This is a genomic window from Lysinibacillus sp. NPDC096418 (genome assembly GCF_044762775.1).
In the GTDB taxonomy this organism is placed as follows: Bacteria; Bacillota; Bacilli; order Bacillales_A; family Planococcaceae; genus Lysinibacillus.
On sequence record NZ_JBIWEY010000046.1, the window covers coordinates 1 to 17,830 of the forward strand.

Here is a 17,830-nt window from a genome sequence, read left to right on the forward strand (position 1 = left end):
TTTCTTGACAATTCAAGTATATATAAATCGGTGAATCTGTGTTTTTTTCATGCTTGTAATTGTGTAAAAACCCCAACAAATATTATAGAACCATAATAGAAAGAAGTAAATTTTTGCGTGAAAGGAGCGAGAGTTTTCAAGTGGATAAAGTGACAGTCATGAAAGATATTGACGAGCTACATGATATGTATTGCGGTGACTGCTTAGTGATCAAACAGTTGCGTAAAGATCGTGGTAAAACAGGGGCTCATCGCTTTTGTATCACATCTTGTACAGTGGGCGAGCAGTTACAATTTTTAGGTAAAGAGCTAATGAAAGTATATAAATCATAGAAATGTTCTTAAAAGCGAGGTATTCGACGATACAAATGTCGAGTACCTCGCTTTTACTTATTTTCTAGTAAATAGAATATATAAGCGCTTTTTATAGTTCTTATTTATCATATAATAACTATTGGTAAATAATTGTTGGTATATTTTAGATGTATTGGTAATAGAAATCTGATAAAATAAGGTTATTTGTTAATAAAAGATGTATACTTTTTATTAAAAATAGATTATACTAATATTGTATTGTTATTACTCCTTAAGTTCATAAACAACTACAAAATGTATGAATTAAAGCATCTTGGGCGATAATAATACATGGTTGGTTACCATAGTTAAATTTATAAAAAAGGCTGATAAGTTGTCTCTATAGACAGTTCATCAGCCTTTTTTATGTTTATGAAAAGCCCCTTTAGCGACTTAATACGCAAAAGGGGCTGTATATTATTTTTCTGCAGTATAGCTGCATAAATCTTGATAGTATTTTGTTAGCGATGAAGCGGAAATATCGAAGGTTGCAGCGATTTCTTTGACATTCATGGATAAAGATTCAAATAGACCGTTTTCTTGCCCATAACGAATCGCACCAGCTGCGATTGCTGCTTCTTTACGAGCAGTAGGCTGACCTTCGATTAGATAGTCCTCTAAAAGCTCTAGCATCGGTGTTGTTTCACGTTCATTTTGCTCAAGGAATTCTTTTACTTGCGCAATTACGCCACTTTCAAAGCTAGAGAATTCTTCGCCTTTATAGCCATTTGATACAAGTAACTCCCAGAATGATAAATGATCTTCTTGTAAATATGCCTCGACAGATTTCTTCGATGCTTCAAAGTTTTTCTTCAATTGCTCGAATACTTTAGCGTGATCTTCTGGGAAGAAAATCAGTGTAGAAACTGCTAAATAATTCGATTCGTTTGCTGTACCGTCTGGTAGGATAAATGCAAAGACTTGCATACCTTCAGGAATTGGCTTGTCATTTTCACGACGAAGGTTAATGACCTCGTTGGAAAGGACATGTGTTGCTTGGAAGTAATCTTCTTCCACAACATTAACCGTTCCTATGAATAATTGAGGTTGTGTCCAGCCTTCTAAAACTCGTAGTGTAGAAGGACGTACTACTTTCTTCTTCGTCTTCTTTAAATAGCCTGTCCAAATTTTTGGTTGCTGATGGAAGAAGAAGTCATCTAATGCGATAGCCTCAATAAGCTCACGCTGTAGTACGCTTTCTAATTTTGGTTGCCAAGCAGCTACATGGTCGATATATGCACGAACATCTTTGCGTTCTGGATATTCCATATAAAATGTTTGTAGTACGCGTTCTAGTTCTTCAATCGCTACAGTCTCAACTGAGATTTGTTGTTTACCTTCACAACATTTTTTATATTTTTTGCCACTACCACATAGGCATGGATCATTACGTTTTACCATAATTAATACACTTCCTTTGAAAATTCTTGTTAGATATTTGCTAGATTTATTGCACACCTATTAATAATAACGGTACTTTCGTATGAAGAAAAATGATTATATATTTTGAAGAATCAGAATAATTGGAGGGACGCCCTAAATCTATTATATGAACGACATTACTAGTTTAGAACCAAAAAAATAAAGCCGTCCATGTGCGGACGGCTTCTCGTTATACTTCGATTTCAGTAGATAGCTGTTCTAATTGAGTGATTAAGTCGCCAATATAGGCAATTGTATTTCGAAGCGGCTCGTCGTTTGTAATATCGACACCTGCCATTTTTGCTAGTTCTACTGGTGTTTTTGTGCCACCGGCTTGAAGGACTGCAAGCCATTCATCAACAGCTGTAGTGCCTTCTTTTAAAATACGTTGAGATACTTGCGTTGAAATTGTAAGACCTGCGCTATATGTGTATGGATATAAGCCCATATAATAGTGGGGCTGACGCATCCACGTAAGTTCTGCATCTTCAGTAATTTCAACAGCATCTCCCCAGAAATCCTCCAGAACAGAGCGTTTTAATTGATTTAACACAGTAGCGTTTACTGATTCACCGTTATCAATACGTTCATATACTTTACGCTGATACGCCGCTTCTAATAAATGCGTGACGAAGTTATGATAATAGGTTCTCGATACAATATTTGAAACAACCCAGCGTTTAAAACGAGTATCTTCATTATTCGTTAATAAATAATTGGCTAATAGCATCTCGTTCATCGTAGACGGTGCTTCGATGAAATACAAAGAAGGGCGACTATTAAAATACGATTGATGTGCATGTGCATTTACAAAATGGCCAGCATGACCAAGCTCATGTGTCAGTGTAAATACTTCGTTCATCCGTTTATTCCATGACATTAAAATGAATGGATGGCTACCATATGGGCTAGAACAAAATGCCCCAGTTGATTTTCCTTTGTTTGGTGCATAGTCAATCCAACGCTCATTAAAAGCTTGCTCAATCATTTGATTGTAGTTATCACCCATGATAGCTAGAGATTTTTTAATAGTATCCTCTGCTTCATCCATTGTCACTTTTGGATCATAGCTAGGGTCTAGTGCGATTTTTAAATCTGCAAATGTCATCTTTTCTAAGCCATGCGCCTTTTGAAGAAGTTTTGCATAGCGACGCATATGTGGTGCAAGTTCTTTCGTAATTAAATCGATTTGACGATTATATAGCTCACGGTCCACGTCCTGATCAAACAGTAAATAATCAATAACTGAGTCAAAGCCACGTAAGTTCGCCATTGATTTTTCTTGCTGCACATGTGTGTTATACACCTTTGCAGTTGTATGCTGATAGTCACGTAGTTTAGAAGAAAATGCTTCAAAGGCAGCGCGACGGCTATCCGTGTCTGCTTCATACTCCCAGCCATTTTCGAATAATACGAAACTAAGAGGGTGACTTGTGTCATTGGCCTCGAATTCTCCAAAATTCATATCCACAAGTTTTGTCGTGTTGTACGTTTCATAAGGTGCCTTAAAGGTAGCGCTAAGCGAAGCTAAAGCTTTTTCTACTTCAGGATGCAATTGATGGGGCTTTTGTTTTAAAAGCTCATCTAAAAAATTTTTATAAAGAGGGCTTAGTGAGGCCGCCTCTTCAAGGGTCGACGTTGGTAAATTGAGTAGTTCACTACGTACAAAAGATAAAGAGCTGCTGATTTTGGCAACGGCTGCACCAAATTTGGCAGCACGCATTTGTGCTTCGTCATTTGTACGGTCTGATTCTAGGTTTAAGCTAGCATAAGCACCAATCGGCACAATACTTTCTTGCAGTGCTTCATAAGCAGCCAGCACATCAATAACTTTTTGCGCATCGGTAATAGAGTCTTTATACGTACGTTCGAAGTTTGTTGCATCTGCTACAACTTGTGTTAATGCAGGATCAAAGTCAGCATCTTCTGCTAATAAATCAACCAAATTCCAAGTTTGTTCTACAGGTACATCTTTACGTAACGGTAAGGCTTTCATGAAAGTACACCCCTTTTTTTAAAGTGATTTTATTATAGCTAAAATATTTCGAAATGTGAAATAATTGTTTGGTAGAATATGTGTTTTCTTATTATGTATTTGATGTTCAAGGTTTCAAATTATGCCATTGGGGCGCAAGTCAAACTACTATATGTAGGATAGATAGAAAATATAGCTTAAAAAATAGAGGATATTTACTGCATCTGCCGAAAAAACTTGTCAAATGATAGCTGACAAGTTTTTTGGGCGAAGGGAGCGCGGATCTTCTTCTGAAAAATTGCAGTGTCTTCTTTAAAATAGATGAGTTAATTTTTAACGAATGCTTCAAGCTTTTGGAAAAGCGCTTCATCATAATCCTTTTGTCCACGAATATATTTTTCCTTTAAATTGTAATAGCAAATTTCTAAATACTCGTCATTATGATGGTCTCTAAAAGGCGTTACAACTTTTACTTTATCTATATCAGTAAAATAACGCTCCATTTTATCACGCGTACGGACTTTATAGCCACGGTTTGTCATTTCCTCAATAACTTTCTCTGTATACGTATATAAATCATCTTTTGGATAGTCGTATATATAATTTATTAAAATATGCTTGTCTTCTTTTGCGAAAATACTATTGAGCTCCCGCCATTGGGAAAGTAACTGTCCTTTTGGTAAAAAGGGCAATAATTTTGTATGCCATAAACGCAAGTAGGGTTCCTCCTCTAAAGTCCGGTTATTGCTACCAAAAGTATACTCTTGTTAGCAATAAAATTAAACGATCGTGCAAAGGGGAGAGAAACATGTCAACATTACACCTTGTATGTGTAATGACCGATTACTTTAATGTCATCAAAGAATGCGAATTGAACAACAAGTTCAGGATACAACTTTGAAAAGAATGTCATATAGCCACCCCATGTACTTTTTCTTTTCAATTTTTTAAAGCTTTTTGCGTAAATACCTAAATGAATTTATTCAAATTAACGAATATTTCTAGGTGAAATGTTGAATATACCGAATAAAGCTAACTGATAGAAAACTAGCAATAGAATAATCGTTTGGTAGAATATGTGTTTTCTTAGTATGTATTTGATGTTTAAGGTTTTAAATTATGCCAATGGGGAATAAATGAGAGTGTAGCATCAATCACTTGAAGACAGATGCAAAATATTCGATAAGTTGGAGGAGAAAGACAATGACACAAAATCTAAACAAAGAATTAAACAAATTGGTATCCACTTGGTCAGTGCTTTATACAAAATTACACAACTACCATTGGTATGTAACAGGTAATGCATTCTTTACGCTCCATGAGAAGTTCGAGGAATTATATAACGAAGTAACGTTAAATTTAGACGAGATTGCAGAACGTATATTATCCAAAGGTGGTAAACCAGTAGCAACATTAAAAGAGCATCTTGAATATTCCTATATAGAAGAAGCGACAGGGAAAGAAACAACGATTCAAATGGTCGAAACAACTATTTCAGATTTTGAAAAGCTTATGAAGGCTTTAAATTCTACAATGGAACTAGCTGCTGAAGAGGGTGATGATCGTACAGAGGATTTACTCAATGCGATGTATCAGTCTATCGAAAAGCATGCATGGATGCTAAAAGCGTTCCTCGGTAATTAAGAGGTAACCATTTGGTGTGCTGGTAAGGGGAATAATATGCTGTTATTTTCATAATTAATAATAGTGGTTGTGCGTTGATAATCGTTACGGGATGTTCGACTCGCTTTATTATTAGAGCGGGCTGAAATCGTCTACTGGGATAAATCATAAAGGCAGATTAAGAATCCATGAAATTCGCTTCATCGAAAAGTCAAGGGGGTAACAAGATAAGCCAAATAAATTAGGAGGGATTTGACATGAAAAATGAGCAAAATCAACGAATTGAAGTGGCGCATTCTCAAGAGGAAATGCTGCGTATATTAGCTAGCATGCGTGAAGAGGGTATTCACGATCAAGACATCAACATTATTACGAGAGATTCTTCTCAATTTGAAGATGTAAAAGAGGATACGGATATAAAAACGCATGCAGCAGGTAACTTGTTCGACCAAGTTAAATCATGGTTTACTGGTGATTCTGCTGTGATGGAAGGGTTAAAGCGCTTTGATTTAACAGATGGACAAATCGCCTATTATGGCCATTTACTTGAACACGGAGCCATTGTTTTATTTGCTGAGCAAGAATCTAACGTAGTCTTACCAGAGCCATTTATCGATACCATTGATCATGCAGAAAGTTCTTCACGAATTGATTAGGGTCATCTTGTTTAGAAGAAAACGCAATAAGTATCGCAGTAACAGGTTCTCTTTTCTGAGGGAAAGTACATTATTTCATTATGAATCACAGTGAATTAGCAATAAATTAAACAAGGAATTAAGCAAAAAAAGAGCATTGAATGGATTGTCAATGCTCTTTTTACTATTTAAATATCTAATTCAAGCCAGTCCCTAAAACGTTTTGCAGCTTCACCATTTCCAGCGATTCCACTCTCGGGATTTGTTGTGAAGGGGAGCCACTGCCAATCTTCACATCCTACAAAAGCGATTCTTGACCAATCATCTATGAATTCAAGAAAGTTATTTGAAATTTTATACCCATGTCCTGCTCCATCATCATGGCTAAGATAGACAATTGAAGCATCATCATCATTGTTCATATCAAATGCAAGGTAATCACCATTGCCTACTTCACAAAAAGCTAATTTATTATGCCAAACCACATCATAATCATCTTCAGGGTTTGGAAAAACATTTTCAATCCAACCGATACGGTCTTCTTCGAATTGGGGAAGAAGTTCTAAACCCCAGTGTGGTGTTCCACAGAAGATTTCTCGGAATTCATTTGGCTGCTCCATATTGTCAGGTAAGAACCAACGTAAGCTGAAGTTCCCGGAAAATTCTATAAGAACTTTCTTGAAACTTGCGGGTAGCTTTACCCCTAGTTGTTCCTCTACTTTAATTATTTGTTCAAGCGAAGCTGGTTCATCAATAATGACTTCTTGAACTTCCCCGCCAATTGCTTTAATCCTAGAAGCAATAGCATCAATTCTGTTTCTTATTAATTCGAAATCCATCTCATCACCCCAAGTATAATATATCATTTTTATGGCCCATCACCATAAATCGGGGGTGATTTTCGTTACGTCAACGTGCATTCTGTTTTACTCACCACGCTCGATCGAGGGTCTTATCTGTGACGCAGATTTCCGAGGATTCACGCCTTCACTCCAATCAACTATCACTTTTATGTAAACTCCATCTTTTCCACGAAGAACCTTCTTATGTATCTATTTAATAGAAGGGATTCTTGGTCTTGTCGTAGAATAGGTTCTAAATAATTAGTTTAGACGAGAGAGGTATGATGTGATGGGACAAGTCAAAGTTTACGGCATAAAAGAACATTTAAATCCAATAAAGGCAATATTATCGGATGTGATTCAATCGTGCATGGTAGATGGTTTGAAATTTCCTAGAGACAAGAAATTTCACAGGTTCTTTCCTATGGACAAGGAAGATTTTTACTTTGCAAATGGAAGAACGAATGCTTATACAATAATTGAGATTAGTATGTTTGAGGGGCGTACGATTGAAGCGAAAAAACAGTTAATCAGCCTGCTATTTGAACGCATAGAAAGCCAGTTAAATATAGGTCCACAAGATATTGAAATTACAATATTTGAAACACCGAAACATAACTGGGGAATAAGAGGGTTACCAGGCGATGAATTAGAACTGAATTATAAGGTCAATGTTTGATGAATTGTAGAACAATAAATAAAAACCCAACACGCCTCTTTCATGCGCCCAATTAAATGAACGTGCTTTACAATGCTTATCAATAAATTGTGCAATCTCTTCTATACCAGCTTTTAGGACAGATTCAGATGTGGGGAATTTGTGTAGAGTCTTTAATGAAATCTCAACGTATAAATCGCCAAAAACTCCTTTATACTCGGGGAATACTTGATCTAAAACAGCTTGAAATTGTAGCTTTGTTTGAACCATAATTCCCGTCAAATTTTTGTGTTGCCTTGTCAGATGCCGAAGGAAAAGCTGGATACTACGCTTTTTCTGAGGCTCTAAGTCCTCTTTGGAATACAGTGCCCCTAAGTGAAAGGCATCAATGGCATCTGTTTTTGTTTTTCGTAAGTTAGAGCTTATTGCTCGATAAGATACCAGTGGGTTTACGATAATAACAACGTATTCTCGTGCCTCTAAAAACTGTACAACAGGGGCATGATAATGGTCTGTTGCTTCATCCCTGTTTGACGCTCTAAATCTAGTAAATAAGCGTGTAACTCTTCTAATCCTTCCACCGTATGATTAACTTTCACACTGTTTTTATAGGGCATTTTTTTATCCAAGAACATTTGAACCTGACTTTCACCTTTTGCGATATCCAGGCCAACAACTGGATTCATAAATTATCTCCTCCTGTAGGTAGTGGATTGACCGGTAACCTCTATCTATCTAGTCATTCATATGTTCGCTTGTTATACGGGATCACAATGTCCCACCCAGCCTAATCATGTGTTAACAAGTAGAGGGTGAACATGTTAGTTGTCGGGATCAAGTCCCGCGCGCAGGTCCATTCTACCTTGTTCTACCTCGGCTATTATTAATCTATAAATTGAATAAAAAATAGTCAACCAGATTTCTCTGGCTGACCTTATAATACGAACGACACAGGTTAGTTGAACAAGGAGGATAGTCGTCTGGATTTTTAGAATACAAAAATAAGGACAATTATAGAAAGGGCTAAGACTTTTGTCTAAAAGCCATAAATACCTGTAAATGGTTTTTTGTATGGGATCCTTTATTTTTCTGAAAAAATATACAGCCCTGAGTATTATGATTTTTTAGCACCACCGTCTTTTATAAAAATATTGATATCGATTTTATCAATAGAATCTTCATTGATAGCATTTATTTCTTCCACAGTCCTAGTTCGAGATTTAAAACGATAAGCTCTCTCTGAAAAATTGAAGATATCAGCATTGATTTCTAATCCTCTTGTAAATGTCTTTTGAAACTGTGTTAAAATAATATCTTTCACTTCATTCTCAATTATTTCTTTTTCAACATTTTTTTGATTTTCTCTGATTGATGCCTCTACTTCTAAATTTATATTGTATTTAGGGATTTTTTCTCCTGATACTTCTATATGATAATCTATATTATCAATAAACAAAGAAACAGATTTATCTTTAATTGATAGCTTCATGTTATTAAAGTCTTTATTAAACCAATCTAGTCCTGAAAGTTCCTCCTCTTTTATCCATCCTTTCAATTTTTGATTGGAAAGGAAGTATGCGCCATTAATAGTTAATATTTTTTTTGTATGATTATTTTCCATCCAATAATCACTTTTAATATCTATTGAAGGAACCATTATAGATCCAACTGGCTCGTAAAATCTTTTAATAATGTCTTGTACAGTCCTAGTTGAGATAAATGAATTAAAGAATAATTGCTCTTTTGGATCATAGGGAAATGTTAATGTAGGGGGTTTGTGAAAAAAACCATGTACATTCATTATTTCATTAATATTATCCTCATATCCATAAACCAAAGTATTATAACGTAAATAATAGTTCCTACTTAAAAAATCTAAAAAATTCTGCAAATGCCCATCCAAAATATTTTTGGAAATAAAGATATTTTGTATATGCCCATAATATAAAGGATTAACAGAATTTTTTTCAATATCATCAAAAGCTCCCTGGATAGTTTCACCTTCTCCATGTCCAAGAACAATCGGTGTGGGTTCAGATGCAATTCCTGGATCTGAGCCCGCAACATTGCTAAAACCAATTGCTTGTAAGTATAAATTATATTTATTATTAGAATAATCTATCCCAATAGCAGTTATATAAATTTCACTTTGAATTTCTTTTGTACCTAAACAACCCCCTAAAAAAAATATTAATTGTAAAAACAGGGTTGCTTTCAACATGAAAATAAAGAAATTGGACATACACTAACTCCTGTCTTCTGAAAAATTGGACTTACAATCAATCTTTATTTGTTATTCTGAATGGCATTTTTAAGAAACCTTTAATAAGATTTGGAACGTTAACTTTATACAAAGTGGAGAGGTAAGGATGTCCAAAACTTTCTAATGAGGAGATATAGGTTAATAAGAATAGTACACTTAATACAAAACCATACATCCCAAAAAAGGTAGCGGTAATTAACGTAGCAACTCTTAATAAAAATACATTTCCTAATATATTTTGATTAATTAATGTGTAACTAGAAATGACAGTAAGGGCTCCAACTACTAATGTTGATGGTGACGTAAAACCTGCTCTAATTGCAGCATCACCAACTATTAATCCTCCTAAGACAGCAACAGTTTGACCGACAGCTTTTGGTAAACGTATTCCAGCTTCTCGAAAGAGGTCAAAAAAGATGAGCATGATCAGAATCTCAAACGCAGAAGATACTGGTAAACCAATTTTAGATGCAGATATCGATACTAATAAGGGAAAAGGTAATTGGTTAAGCTGATGGACAGTTAGTGCAATCCAAAAACCAGGTAAAAAAATACTTGTCAATAAAGATGTCACTCTTAATATACGGGAAAAACTCACAAATAAGAAACTTGCTTGATCATCTTCTGGAGCTTTCAAAGTAAGTAATAAATTCACTGGGCCAATTAAACAGCTTGGGCTTCCATCTACCAGTATTGCGAAACGACCTTTATTGAGTGAATTTACTACAAAATCTGGTCTGCCAGTATAATCAAGGAGAGGGAAGAGGGTATATGTCTTATCGTAAAGTAATTCTTCGATATGATAACTACTTGCAATATTATCTACTTTTATATTATTTAATTTGTTTTGAACATTAATTAAAACGTCTTGTTTTATAATATTGTCAATGTAAAGTAATAGAACTTTTGTTTTACTTGTATTTCCAAGAGTGTATTCTTTACTTAATAAATTATTACTTTTTAATCTCATTCTTATCAAAGAAAGGTTAGTATCTATATTTTCAACAAATCCATCTCGTGGTCCCCTTAATGAAACTTCCATATTTGATTCGTCAATGGATCGTTCAGGGAGTTTAGCTATATTGATTGAATATAATTTATCAGATTGAACATGATGAAAATATAATAGTCCTGTAAAAATTCCACTGTTTATTTCACCTAATTTTGTAATAAAGTCATTTATTTCTTTAACTTCTAAATATCGATTTATTATTTTCACGTCATTCAAATTTCCTTTTTCAGCAAGATGTCTAATGTTCGGTAATAAAGAATTAAAATAAAGAACACTATCAATTAAGCTATGGCAATATATAAAAATTACTTCTTGTTGGTCATGATTATAAATATAAAATTTATTGCTAATTGTTATATCTGATTGTTCGCTAAATTCCTGGCAAAGAATATCTTTATTATTACCATTTCCGGTCAATTTTTTGTCCCCCTTTAACTTTTAATAGTACATAGGTAACGATAATGAAAATGAGTAAGAACACAAAAATAGAGGGAAGGTAAACCCTATTTATGAATGATAAAAAATTAGAAACTGACCAAGGAATTAGTAATCCTATCGTTAAACTTAAATATAAAATGAATAAAATAAAATTTCGATTTTTAAAAAATGAAGATATTATATACATAAATAAACTAACACGAATAAACGACATAGATAAAATTTGGAAAACCGCTAAGGAATCCATTCTTGTGAAATATTTACCAAATGACAAAACTCTCCATTGTTCATTAATGGGAAATGTCATTTTTTTCGTTATATAAATACCAAATTCTGATATAGTAGTCACAATTGTTATTAAAACTAATACAACCAACATTGTAGATAAAGCTATAATCCCCTTAGTTTTTAGCCGTTCTTTTAGATAGCCATTTAAAACAATTAAAATAAATCCAAACTCTAAAATACCAATACATATGTATAATATTCCCCATAGAATTGAAGTAATACCATCTGTATTTATTGGTAAAATAAGCTCATATTCATTACTAATCGAATTCCCTAAATTCAGTAATACAAATAATACAACGAATAGGGCACCAATAATCAAAGACTGAATGGCAATGGTTTTGATACCTTTTAGTGAGCCGTAAAAGCACAATATTATAAATAAGATAACTGTTATGAAGTAAGGATATTCTGAGAAAAAATTTTCATCGATCCAAATCACGGTAATTTTAAGTGTTATGAAAGTTGACGAAATCAGATATACAATATACGAAGTAAGTATGATCAAATAAAGAGATTTATTATAATAATCAGATATAAAATAAGGGAAAGAAAAATTATTTAATGAGGAAGTAATTCTTGAAATAAGGATTGCTAAAAGACATGTTGGTATTAAACTTACTAATACACTAATCCATGATTCACGTTCAACTACTGAAAACATTGTGGGAATTAAAATGAATTGTGCTAAAAAGCTGCTAGATAAGAATAATAAACAATATATATGTATCGGTTGAATAACATTGGTCATCTTTTTAAACCTCCTCATTTCATTATTTCCCATGAATTTAATTTTATAACCAGTATGAGTCACTATATTATAAATTTTATAAAACTTATTAAACGGATTTGGAATTTCTAAACACAATGTTTCGTAAAAAATACGGAGGTTGACTAAAATGAAAGGAAGCATTATATTACGAGAAAGTCATTGGGCATATGTTGTTGATAATAGGAAGAGATCCAATTACAGGAAAACAAAAAACTAAGGGTGATATTATCCCCTTTAAGTAGACAATGTTAAAAAACCTACAGTACGCTGTAGATAACATTTTACTTAAAGGGGATTTTTGTATGCATAGAGAAAATCGAACGTATTCAAATGAATTTAAATTACAAGTTGTTCAGGCTTATTTAGCTGGTGAAGGAAGTATGCAAGAGATCGCGACAAAATACGATATTCGAAATGTTTCACAGGTGAAAGCTTGGTTGAAAAAATTTAAAGAAGTTGGATCCATTGAGGCTTTTAACCGCTTGCCTTCTACGGGTTCAGGCGCAAGAGGTATGAAGAATCCATTGAAAGGTAAACGAACTCATTTTAAAAATGTAGAAGAGGAACGAGATTACTATAAAGCACAGGTGGAATACTTAAAAAAGTAGTATCCAAATCTGTAAATGGAGGTGTACCAACGTATTCAGATCGTTATAAAATCATTGAAACGATGAAGGATCGTTATCCAATTACATGGTTGACAGAGATGGCAAAAGTTCAACGCTCTGGCTATTATAAATGGGTAATGAATGGGAAAGTATCACGTCGTAGAAGAAATGATGAGGCGTTAAAACAACACATTTTAGAAATTCATCAAGTACATAAACAATATGGGTACCCACGTATGAAAATTGCTTTACGTGATCGTGGATTCACTGTGAATCCTAAGAAAGTGTACCGATTAATGTGTGAACTTGGGATACAATCGATTATTCGTAAAAAGCGTCGTGTTTGGAAAAATCGTTTATCACGAGTATTTGATAATGTGGTAGGTCGACAATTTTCGAAACGTGTGGAGAATGAAGTATTTGTCACAGATATTACGTATTTACCTACCAAAAATGGATTCCTCTATTTATCTGCGGTTCAAGATTTATATAACAATGAAATTGTGGCATGGAAAATACGTAAACGTAACGACCTACAATTAGTTTTAGATACACTTGATGAACTGACAAGTAAAAGAAATGTGTACCAAAAGCATTCTCCATTCAGATCAAGGATTCCAATACACATCACTTAAATATCATCAACGTGTTGAACAACTTGGTATGATTGGGAGCCACTCCCACAAAGGAAACTGCCACGACAATGCCTGCATTGAATCGTTCTACTCACACTTTAAAAGCGAGTGTCTGTATCTATTACATGTGGATTCAGATGAGGCAATTAAACAGGCAGTTGAAGAATATATTTACTTTTATAACTATCAACGCTTCCAAAAACGACTCAACCATCTGGCACCGATAGAATATCGACACCAGATGGCTGCTTAGTCTTTTTTAGTTGTCTACTTGACAGGGGAAAGTCCATCTTTATTCAAAATGACAGTTTTTATATACAGTTAAAACAAGGATTTAAAGTGATTTATAATCAAACTTTATTCTAAACCAACACCTGGTGTAGTTTTGGAATAAAGTTACGATTTATGTAAAAAAGATGCGATGAAAAACCCCTTTAGAGGTGTACTGGGTTATTGTTCATTTATATTGCTTTTTCATGTGTTGGTTTTTTAATGAAGCGCATGATGTGAAGTTGTTCGAACTGTGCGACTAAGTTACCGATTAATATAAAGCCACCACCAAGGATTAATTTCGTTGTGATGCCCTCTCCTAAGAACATGATGGCAAACATTGCAGCAAAAATTGGTTCCAAAGAGAAAATTAAGCCGGTATGGGTAGGGGATGTGTACTGTTGTGCAACAGTTTGACCGATGAAACAAAATGCACTACAAACAAGTCCTAAACCTAAAATCGCAAGCCATGACATCGTCGTATTTGGTAATGTAGGTGTTTCAAATAGGATTGTAAAAACTAGCGCGTAAAGTCCTGCAAAACCTAATTGATAGACACCATACGAAATCGATTCGACACTGCGTGTGAAAGTACTATTTAACACTAAATATATAGAATAGCCTAATGCGGCAATCGCCATTAAAATATCACCTTGTCTAAACTCAAATGATCCTTGTACGGTCAAAATGGCAATCCCTATCATCGTACAAATAATTGCTAGACGGACGGCTCTTGACGGTAATTTTTTTTCAATCGAGCTACTCATAATTGGTACTAGCACAACTGTTAAACTTAATATAAAGCCCGCATTTGAAGCTGAAGTTGTTTCTAATCCGAATAGACTAAGTGAGAATAAAAGAAATAAGAGAAAGCCCTGAATCGCTGCGTATCCTAATGTTTTGACATTCACTTTTATCATGCGTTTATAAAAAATTAAGCCTGCTACGAAAAATGCAATTAAACAACGTAACGCCACAACATTATAAACCTCCAATGTTTCGAGTCCCATTACCATAAATGTGTAAGACAACCCCCAAAACATTGTTACGATTACCATCAAACTATTTGCTTTTCCTTGAATACTCATTATGCTCACCTACAGTTTCTGTACTAAAACAGTTTATTGATAAAATTTACTATATATCGTACATTGAGATTAGTAAAACGAATGTTTATAATGAATAGTATTAAAATAATTCATGGATGGTAAATTGCAGTGAGTTTAGTAAAATATGAAATATTGAATAAAGTGGCAGAACAAATGAGTTTTACGAAGGCAGCAGAAGCATTAGGGTTAACACAATCAGCAGTTAGTCATGCGATTTCTAGCCTAGAAAAAGAACTAGGGTTTGCATTGATTCACCGCAGTCGGACGGGTGTGACGCTCACAAGTGAGGGACAAACAATGCTGCTTTCAATGCGTCATGTGTTGGATGCAGAAGAATTATTACAACAAGAGGCAGCACATATTCTTGGTGTGACGCGAGGAAAAGTACGAATCGGTGTAATATCGAGTATTTCATCGAACTGGATGCCTGAAATTATTCAAATTATGGATACTCATTATCCAGGTATTACAGTCGAACTCCGTGAAGGAGATTATTACGAAATTGAACATTGGATACAAAGCGGGGAAGTGGATGCTGGATTTTTAAATGGTGATAAATCCGATCAGTTTCAATATATCGAGCTACGTCATGATCCATTACTTTGCATCGTATCCGACAAAAGTCCTTTATACAATAAAGAAGAGATTGATATTGCTGAATTAGAAAATATGCCGTTTATTATGACGTCTTATAGGGGTAAGAATGATGTAAAGGTTCTTTTGGAGCAGTATCAAGTGAAGCCAAATATTCGTTTTGAATTGTCGGAAGAAGTGGGCATCATTTCAATGATTACCCACCATTTAGGGATGAGTATTTTGCCAAAATTAGTGATTGACCGTTTTCCAGCATCATTAAGAACAATACCTCTAAAACAAGGTGGATACCGTACAATTGGACTAGCGATGAAGCACCATGCTTCACCAGTCACAAAAAAATTCGCAGAGATTTTGAAAACTTGGCTAGATGAGCAAAATTAGAAATTTGTCATTAAGCTAATTTACGATAAAATGATACATATAGATTTTAAGGGAAAAGGTGACTGTATGGGGACTTTAAAAGGGAAAACTGTGCTTATTACAAGTGGAGGAACGCTTGAAAAATGGGATCGCGTGCGAGGGCATACGAATTTGTCGAAAGGGGTTATGGGCTGTTATTTAGCAGAAGCAGCTCTTGCCGCTGGGGCTGATGTACTATATATGCACGGTTATTTTGCCAAGCTACCGGAAAACAAAGATAAAATGCGCTTAGTAGGCTTTGAAGGTATTGAAGATCTAGGCGATAAAATTCGCTATGCGGTGCAAGAAGAAAACGTCGATATTGTCATTATGGCTGCGGCTGGCTCTGATTGGGTGATCGATAAGGTGTATGACCAATCTGGTACATTAATGACGGAAGCGGGTAAAATGCCTTCGGATGAGCCTCCGATTATTCATTTTAAAAAGGCACCAAAAGTGTTAGGGCACATTAAGGGGTGGAAACCGAATGTCACGCTTGTCGGCTTCAAACTTGAAGCGACAGACAATGTGGATTTCTTGCTATCACGTGCAAGACTACGAATGGAATCTTCAAAAGCACAATTTATGGTGGCCAATAGTTCACAATCTTTATATGGTGAGCAAGAGCCTCATTGGATCGTACCGGCAATTGGAGAGCCAGTCAAAGTAAATGGCAAGGAAGAAACAGCAAGAGTACTAATGGAGTGTTTACAACAAATTTAAAGTGAAAAAACTGTGCAGAATACTATAAATTCTGCGCAGTTTTTTGTCTTTTTTAGCATATATTAATGACTAAATGCATTAAGTTTTACTGATAACTAAGTATTCTACTCTGTTTTGTAATATTTATATTGACTTTAGGTTTCCAGAATTATAAAATATCTCCAAGATACAATATTCTCTTATCAAGAGAGGTGGAGGGACTTGGCCCATGGAAGCCTCGGCAACCGAATATAACGGTGCCAAATCCAGCAGAGGGATCTGAGAGATAAGGGGCTCACCGAATCGAAATGATACTTTGACCTCTGTTTGTACACAGCCGTACAACAAAAAAATATGAAGGGGTGTTTCGTATGTTTCAACAATCGAAGGCGGATGATGAGAAGTTAGAAGTTATTGCTAAAGCCATTCAAGATTTACAGTTTGGAGAAGTGCAGATTACAATCCAAGACGGTGTAATTGTACAAATCAATCGACTTGAAAAACAAAGGTTTCCTCAAAAAAATAAATAATATCATAAGCTAACTAGAAAAACTGGAGGCCACATGACAAGGATGAACAATTCGTTCATTATTGTTGATGTGGTCTTTTAAATTTCTAGCTATTTGTAAAAGGAGAGAGGAAGTTGAAAGTGAAATTACGTTATTTAATGAATATCGGGGTGCTTAGTAGTATATCGATTGTACTGATGGTGTTTAATTTTCCACTACCACCGTTTCCAAGTTTTTTGCAAGTAGATTTTAGTGATGTACCAGCATTGTTAGCTGCGATTACGATGGGGCCAGTAGCAGGCATTTTAGTGGAACTTTTTAAAAATGTGTTGGATTGGTTAATATCGGGTAGCTTAACGGGTATGCCGGTTGGGCATATTGCAAACTTCACGACAGGGATATTGTTTATCTTACCGGTGTACTACTTTTATACAAAATTACAAAGTATCAAAGGGCTTATCATTGGTTTAGTATCAGGTACAACATCGATGGCTATAGGCATGAGTGTCCTAAATTATGTTCTTTTTTTACCGATGTACACATTTTTTTTAGGAACGGAGCCGATGAATGAATCAGCTTTAAAGGATTTAATCATTTTAGGGATTTTACCATTTAATTTATTTAAAGGTGCCATTATAATGGCAGTGACAATTGTAGTGTTTCGAAATATTCGTGTTTGGTTAGAAAATCAGCGCACACAATTTGACCGTGCGTAAGTAT

The 17,830-nt window shown here is 34.8% G+C and carries 20 protein-coding genes, 1 pseudogene and 1 riboswitch; of the genes and pseudogenes, 11 read left to right on the forward strand and 10 right to left on the reverse strand.

Annotation, left to right across the window (positions count from 1 at the left end; genetic code table 11):
* Nucleotides 1-140 precede the first annotated feature (140 nt).
* On the forward strand, nt 141-332 hold the full coding sequence (locus ACIQZG_RS22200) for a zinc-finger domain-containing protein (protein WP_402757966.1): 192 nt from the start codon (nt 141-143) through the stop codon (nt 330-332).
* 438 nt (nt 333-770) lie between these two features.
* Here the strand turns inward: ACIQZG_RS22200 and ACIQZG_RS22205 are convergent, their stop codons facing one another.
* The 4 genes from ACIQZG_RS22205 to ACIQZG_RS22220 all read right to left on the reverse strand — a co-directional run bounded on the left by ACIQZG_RS22205 (nt 771) and on the right by ACIQZG_RS22220 (nt 4,693).
* A complete protein-coding gene (locus ACIQZG_RS22205) occupies nt 771-1,754 on the reverse strand; it encodes an SEC-C domain-containing protein (RefSeq protein ID WP_402757968.1) in 984 nt (327 codons plus the stop codon).
* A gap of 211 nt (nt 1,755-1,965) precedes the next feature.
* The gene (gene pepF / locus ACIQZG_RS22210) at nt 1,966-3,771 is read right to left on the reverse strand and encodes an oligoendopeptidase F (protein WP_402757969.1); all 1,806 of its coding nucleotides are present in this window, start codon (nt 3,769-3,771) and stop codon (nt 1,966-1,968) included.
* Between the two features lie 305 nt (nt 3,772-4,076).
* Nucleotides 4,077-4,466, reverse strand: coding sequence for a pyrimidine dimer DNA glycosylase/endonuclease V (locus ACIQZG_RS22215; RefSeq protein ID WP_402757971.1), 390 nt, complete (start codon nt 4,464-4,466; stop codon nt 4,077-4,079).
* Nucleotides 4,467-4,567: 101 nt separating this feature from the next.
* Nucleotides 4,568-4,693 (reverse strand): hypothetical protein, encoded by a 126-nt coding sequence (locus ACIQZG_RS22220; RefSeq protein WP_402757973.1) that lies wholly within the window; start codon nt 4,691-4,693, stop codon nt 4,568-4,570.
* Nucleotides 4,694-4,953: 260 nt separating this feature from the next.
* On the opposite strand from ACIQZG_RS22220, the gene ACIQZG_RS22225 reads away from it, so the two are divergent.
* A complete protein-coding gene (locus ACIQZG_RS22225) occupies nt 4,954-5,394 on the forward strand; it encodes a Dps family protein (RefSeq protein WP_402757975.1) in 441 nt (146 codons plus the stop codon).
* 236 nt (nt 5,395-5,630) lie between these two features.
* The gene (locus ACIQZG_RS22230) at nt 5,631-6,029 is read left to right on the forward strand and encodes a general stress protein (RefSeq protein WP_402757977.1); all 399 of its coding nucleotides are present in this window, start codon (nt 5,631-5,633) and stop codon (nt 6,027-6,029) included.
* A gap of 167 nt (nt 6,030-6,196) precedes the next feature.
* On the opposite strand, the gene ACIQZG_RS22235 is transcribed toward ACIQZG_RS22230, so the two are convergent.
* Nucleotides 6,197-6,847 (reverse strand): SMI1/KNR4 family protein, encoded by a 651-nt coding sequence (locus tag ACIQZG_RS22235; RefSeq protein ID WP_402757979.1) that lies wholly within the window; start codon nt 6,845-6,847, stop codon nt 6,197-6,199.
* Between the two features lie 292 nt (nt 6,848-7,139).
* Here ACIQZG_RS22235 and ACIQZG_RS22240 point away from each other — a divergent pair, with 292 nt between their 5' ends.
* Nucleotides 7,140-7,529, forward strand: a complete 390-nt coding sequence (locus ACIQZG_RS22240) for a tautomerase family protein (protein ID WP_402757980.1) — start codon at nt 7,140-7,142, stop codon at nt 7,527-7,529.
* Nucleotides 7,530-7,565: 36 nt separating this feature from the next.
* On the opposite strand, the pseudogene ACIQZG_RS22245 reads toward ACIQZG_RS22240, so the two are convergent.
* The 4 genes and pseudogenes from ACIQZG_RS22245 to ACIQZG_RS22260 form a co-directional block, all read right to left on the reverse strand.
* Nucleotides 7,566-8,194 (reverse strand): annotated as a pseudogene (locus ACIQZG_RS22245) (IS110 family transposase); the annotation flags it as partial.
* Nucleotides 8,195-8,622: 428 nt separating this feature from the next.
* Complete coding sequence (locus tag ACIQZG_RS22250) at nt 8,623-9,729, reverse strand: Ger(x)C family spore germination protein (RefSeq protein WP_402757981.1); 1,107 nt, start codon at nt 9,727-9,729, stop codon at nt 8,623-8,625.
* 58 nt (nt 9,730-9,787) lie between these two features.
* Entirely contained in the window at nt 9,788-11,200 is a 1,413-nt protein-coding gene (locus ACIQZG_RS22255; RefSeq protein WP_402757983.1) for a spore germination protein, read from the reverse strand.
* Nucleotides 11,184-12,260, reverse strand: coding sequence for a GerAB/ArcD/ProY family transporter (locus ACIQZG_RS22260; RefSeq protein WP_402757985.1), 1,077 nt, complete (start codon nt 12,258-12,260; stop codon nt 11,184-11,186). Before ACIQZG_RS22260 ends, ACIQZG_RS22255 begins: the two co-directional genes overlap by 17 nt.
* Before the next feature lie 323 nt (nt 12,261-12,583).
* On the opposite strand from ACIQZG_RS22260, the gene ACIQZG_RS22265 reads away from it, so the two are divergent.
* Genes ACIQZG_RS22265 through ACIQZG_RS22275 form a run of 3 tightly spaced genes read left to right on the forward strand, consistent with a single transcriptional unit; the run spans nt 12,584 to nt 13,777 of the window.
* Complete coding sequence (locus ACIQZG_RS22265; protein WP_402757987.1) at nt 12,584-12,889, forward strand: helix-turn-helix domain-containing protein; 306 nt, start codon at nt 12,584-12,586, stop codon at nt 12,887-12,889.
* Nucleotides 12,874-13,524 carry an IS3 family transposase gene (locus ACIQZG_RS22270; protein WP_402758034.1) on the forward strand — a complete coding sequence of 217 codons (651 nt, stop codon included), beginning with the start codon at nt 12,874-12,876 and terminating at the stop codon, nt 13,522-13,524. The genes ACIQZG_RS22265 and ACIQZG_RS22270 overlap by 16 nt, the downstream gene beginning before the upstream one ends.
* A 28-nt stretch (nt 13,525-13,552) precedes the next feature.
* A complete protein-coding gene (locus ACIQZG_RS22275) occupies nt 13,553-13,777 on the forward strand; it encodes an IS3 family transposase (RefSeq protein ID WP_402757989.1) in 225 nt (74 codons plus the stop codon).
* A 208-nt stretch (nt 13,778-13,985) separates the two neighbouring features.
* On the opposite strand, the gene ACIQZG_RS22280 is transcribed toward ACIQZG_RS22275, so the two are convergent.
* Nucleotides 13,986-14,882 (reverse strand): DMT family transporter, encoded by an 897-nt coding sequence (locus tag ACIQZG_RS22280; RefSeq protein WP_402757991.1) that lies wholly within the window; start codon nt 14,880-14,882, stop codon nt 13,986-13,988.
* Nucleotides 14,883-15,011: 129 nt separating this feature from the next.
* Here ACIQZG_RS22280 and ACIQZG_RS22285 point away from each other — a divergent pair, with 129 nt between their 5' ends.
* The 4 genes from ACIQZG_RS22285 (at nt 15,012) to ACIQZG_RS22300 (ending at nt 17,826) form a co-directional block, all read left to right on the forward strand.
* Nucleotides 15,012-15,881, forward strand: a complete 870-nt coding sequence (locus ACIQZG_RS22285) for a LysR family transcriptional regulator (RefSeq protein WP_402757993.1) — start codon at nt 15,012-15,014, stop codon at nt 15,879-15,881.
* A gap of 66 nt (nt 15,882-15,947) precedes the next feature.
* Entirely contained in the window at nt 15,948-16,622 is a 675-nt protein-coding gene (locus ACIQZG_RS22290) for a phosphopantothenoylcysteine decarboxylase domain-containing protein (RefSeq protein WP_402757995.1), read from the forward strand.
* Nucleotides 16,623-16,798: 176 nt separating this feature from the next.
* Nucleotides 16,799-16,894: riboswitch (SAM riboswitch) on the forward strand.
* Nucleotides 16,895-16,972: 78 nt separating this feature from the next.
* Nucleotides 16,973-17,131: a YezD family protein gene (locus tag ACIQZG_RS22295; RefSeq protein WP_402757996.1), complete on the forward strand. Its 159-nt coding sequence runs from the start codon at nt 16,973-16,975 to the stop codon at nt 17,129-17,131.
* 137 nt (nt 17,132-17,268) lie between these two features.
* On the forward strand, nt 17,269-17,826 hold the full coding sequence (locus ACIQZG_RS22300; RefSeq protein WP_402758036.1) for an ECF transporter S component: 558 nt from the start codon (nt 17,269-17,271) through the stop codon (nt 17,824-17,826).
* Nucleotides 17,827-17,830: the final 4 nt, after the last annotated feature.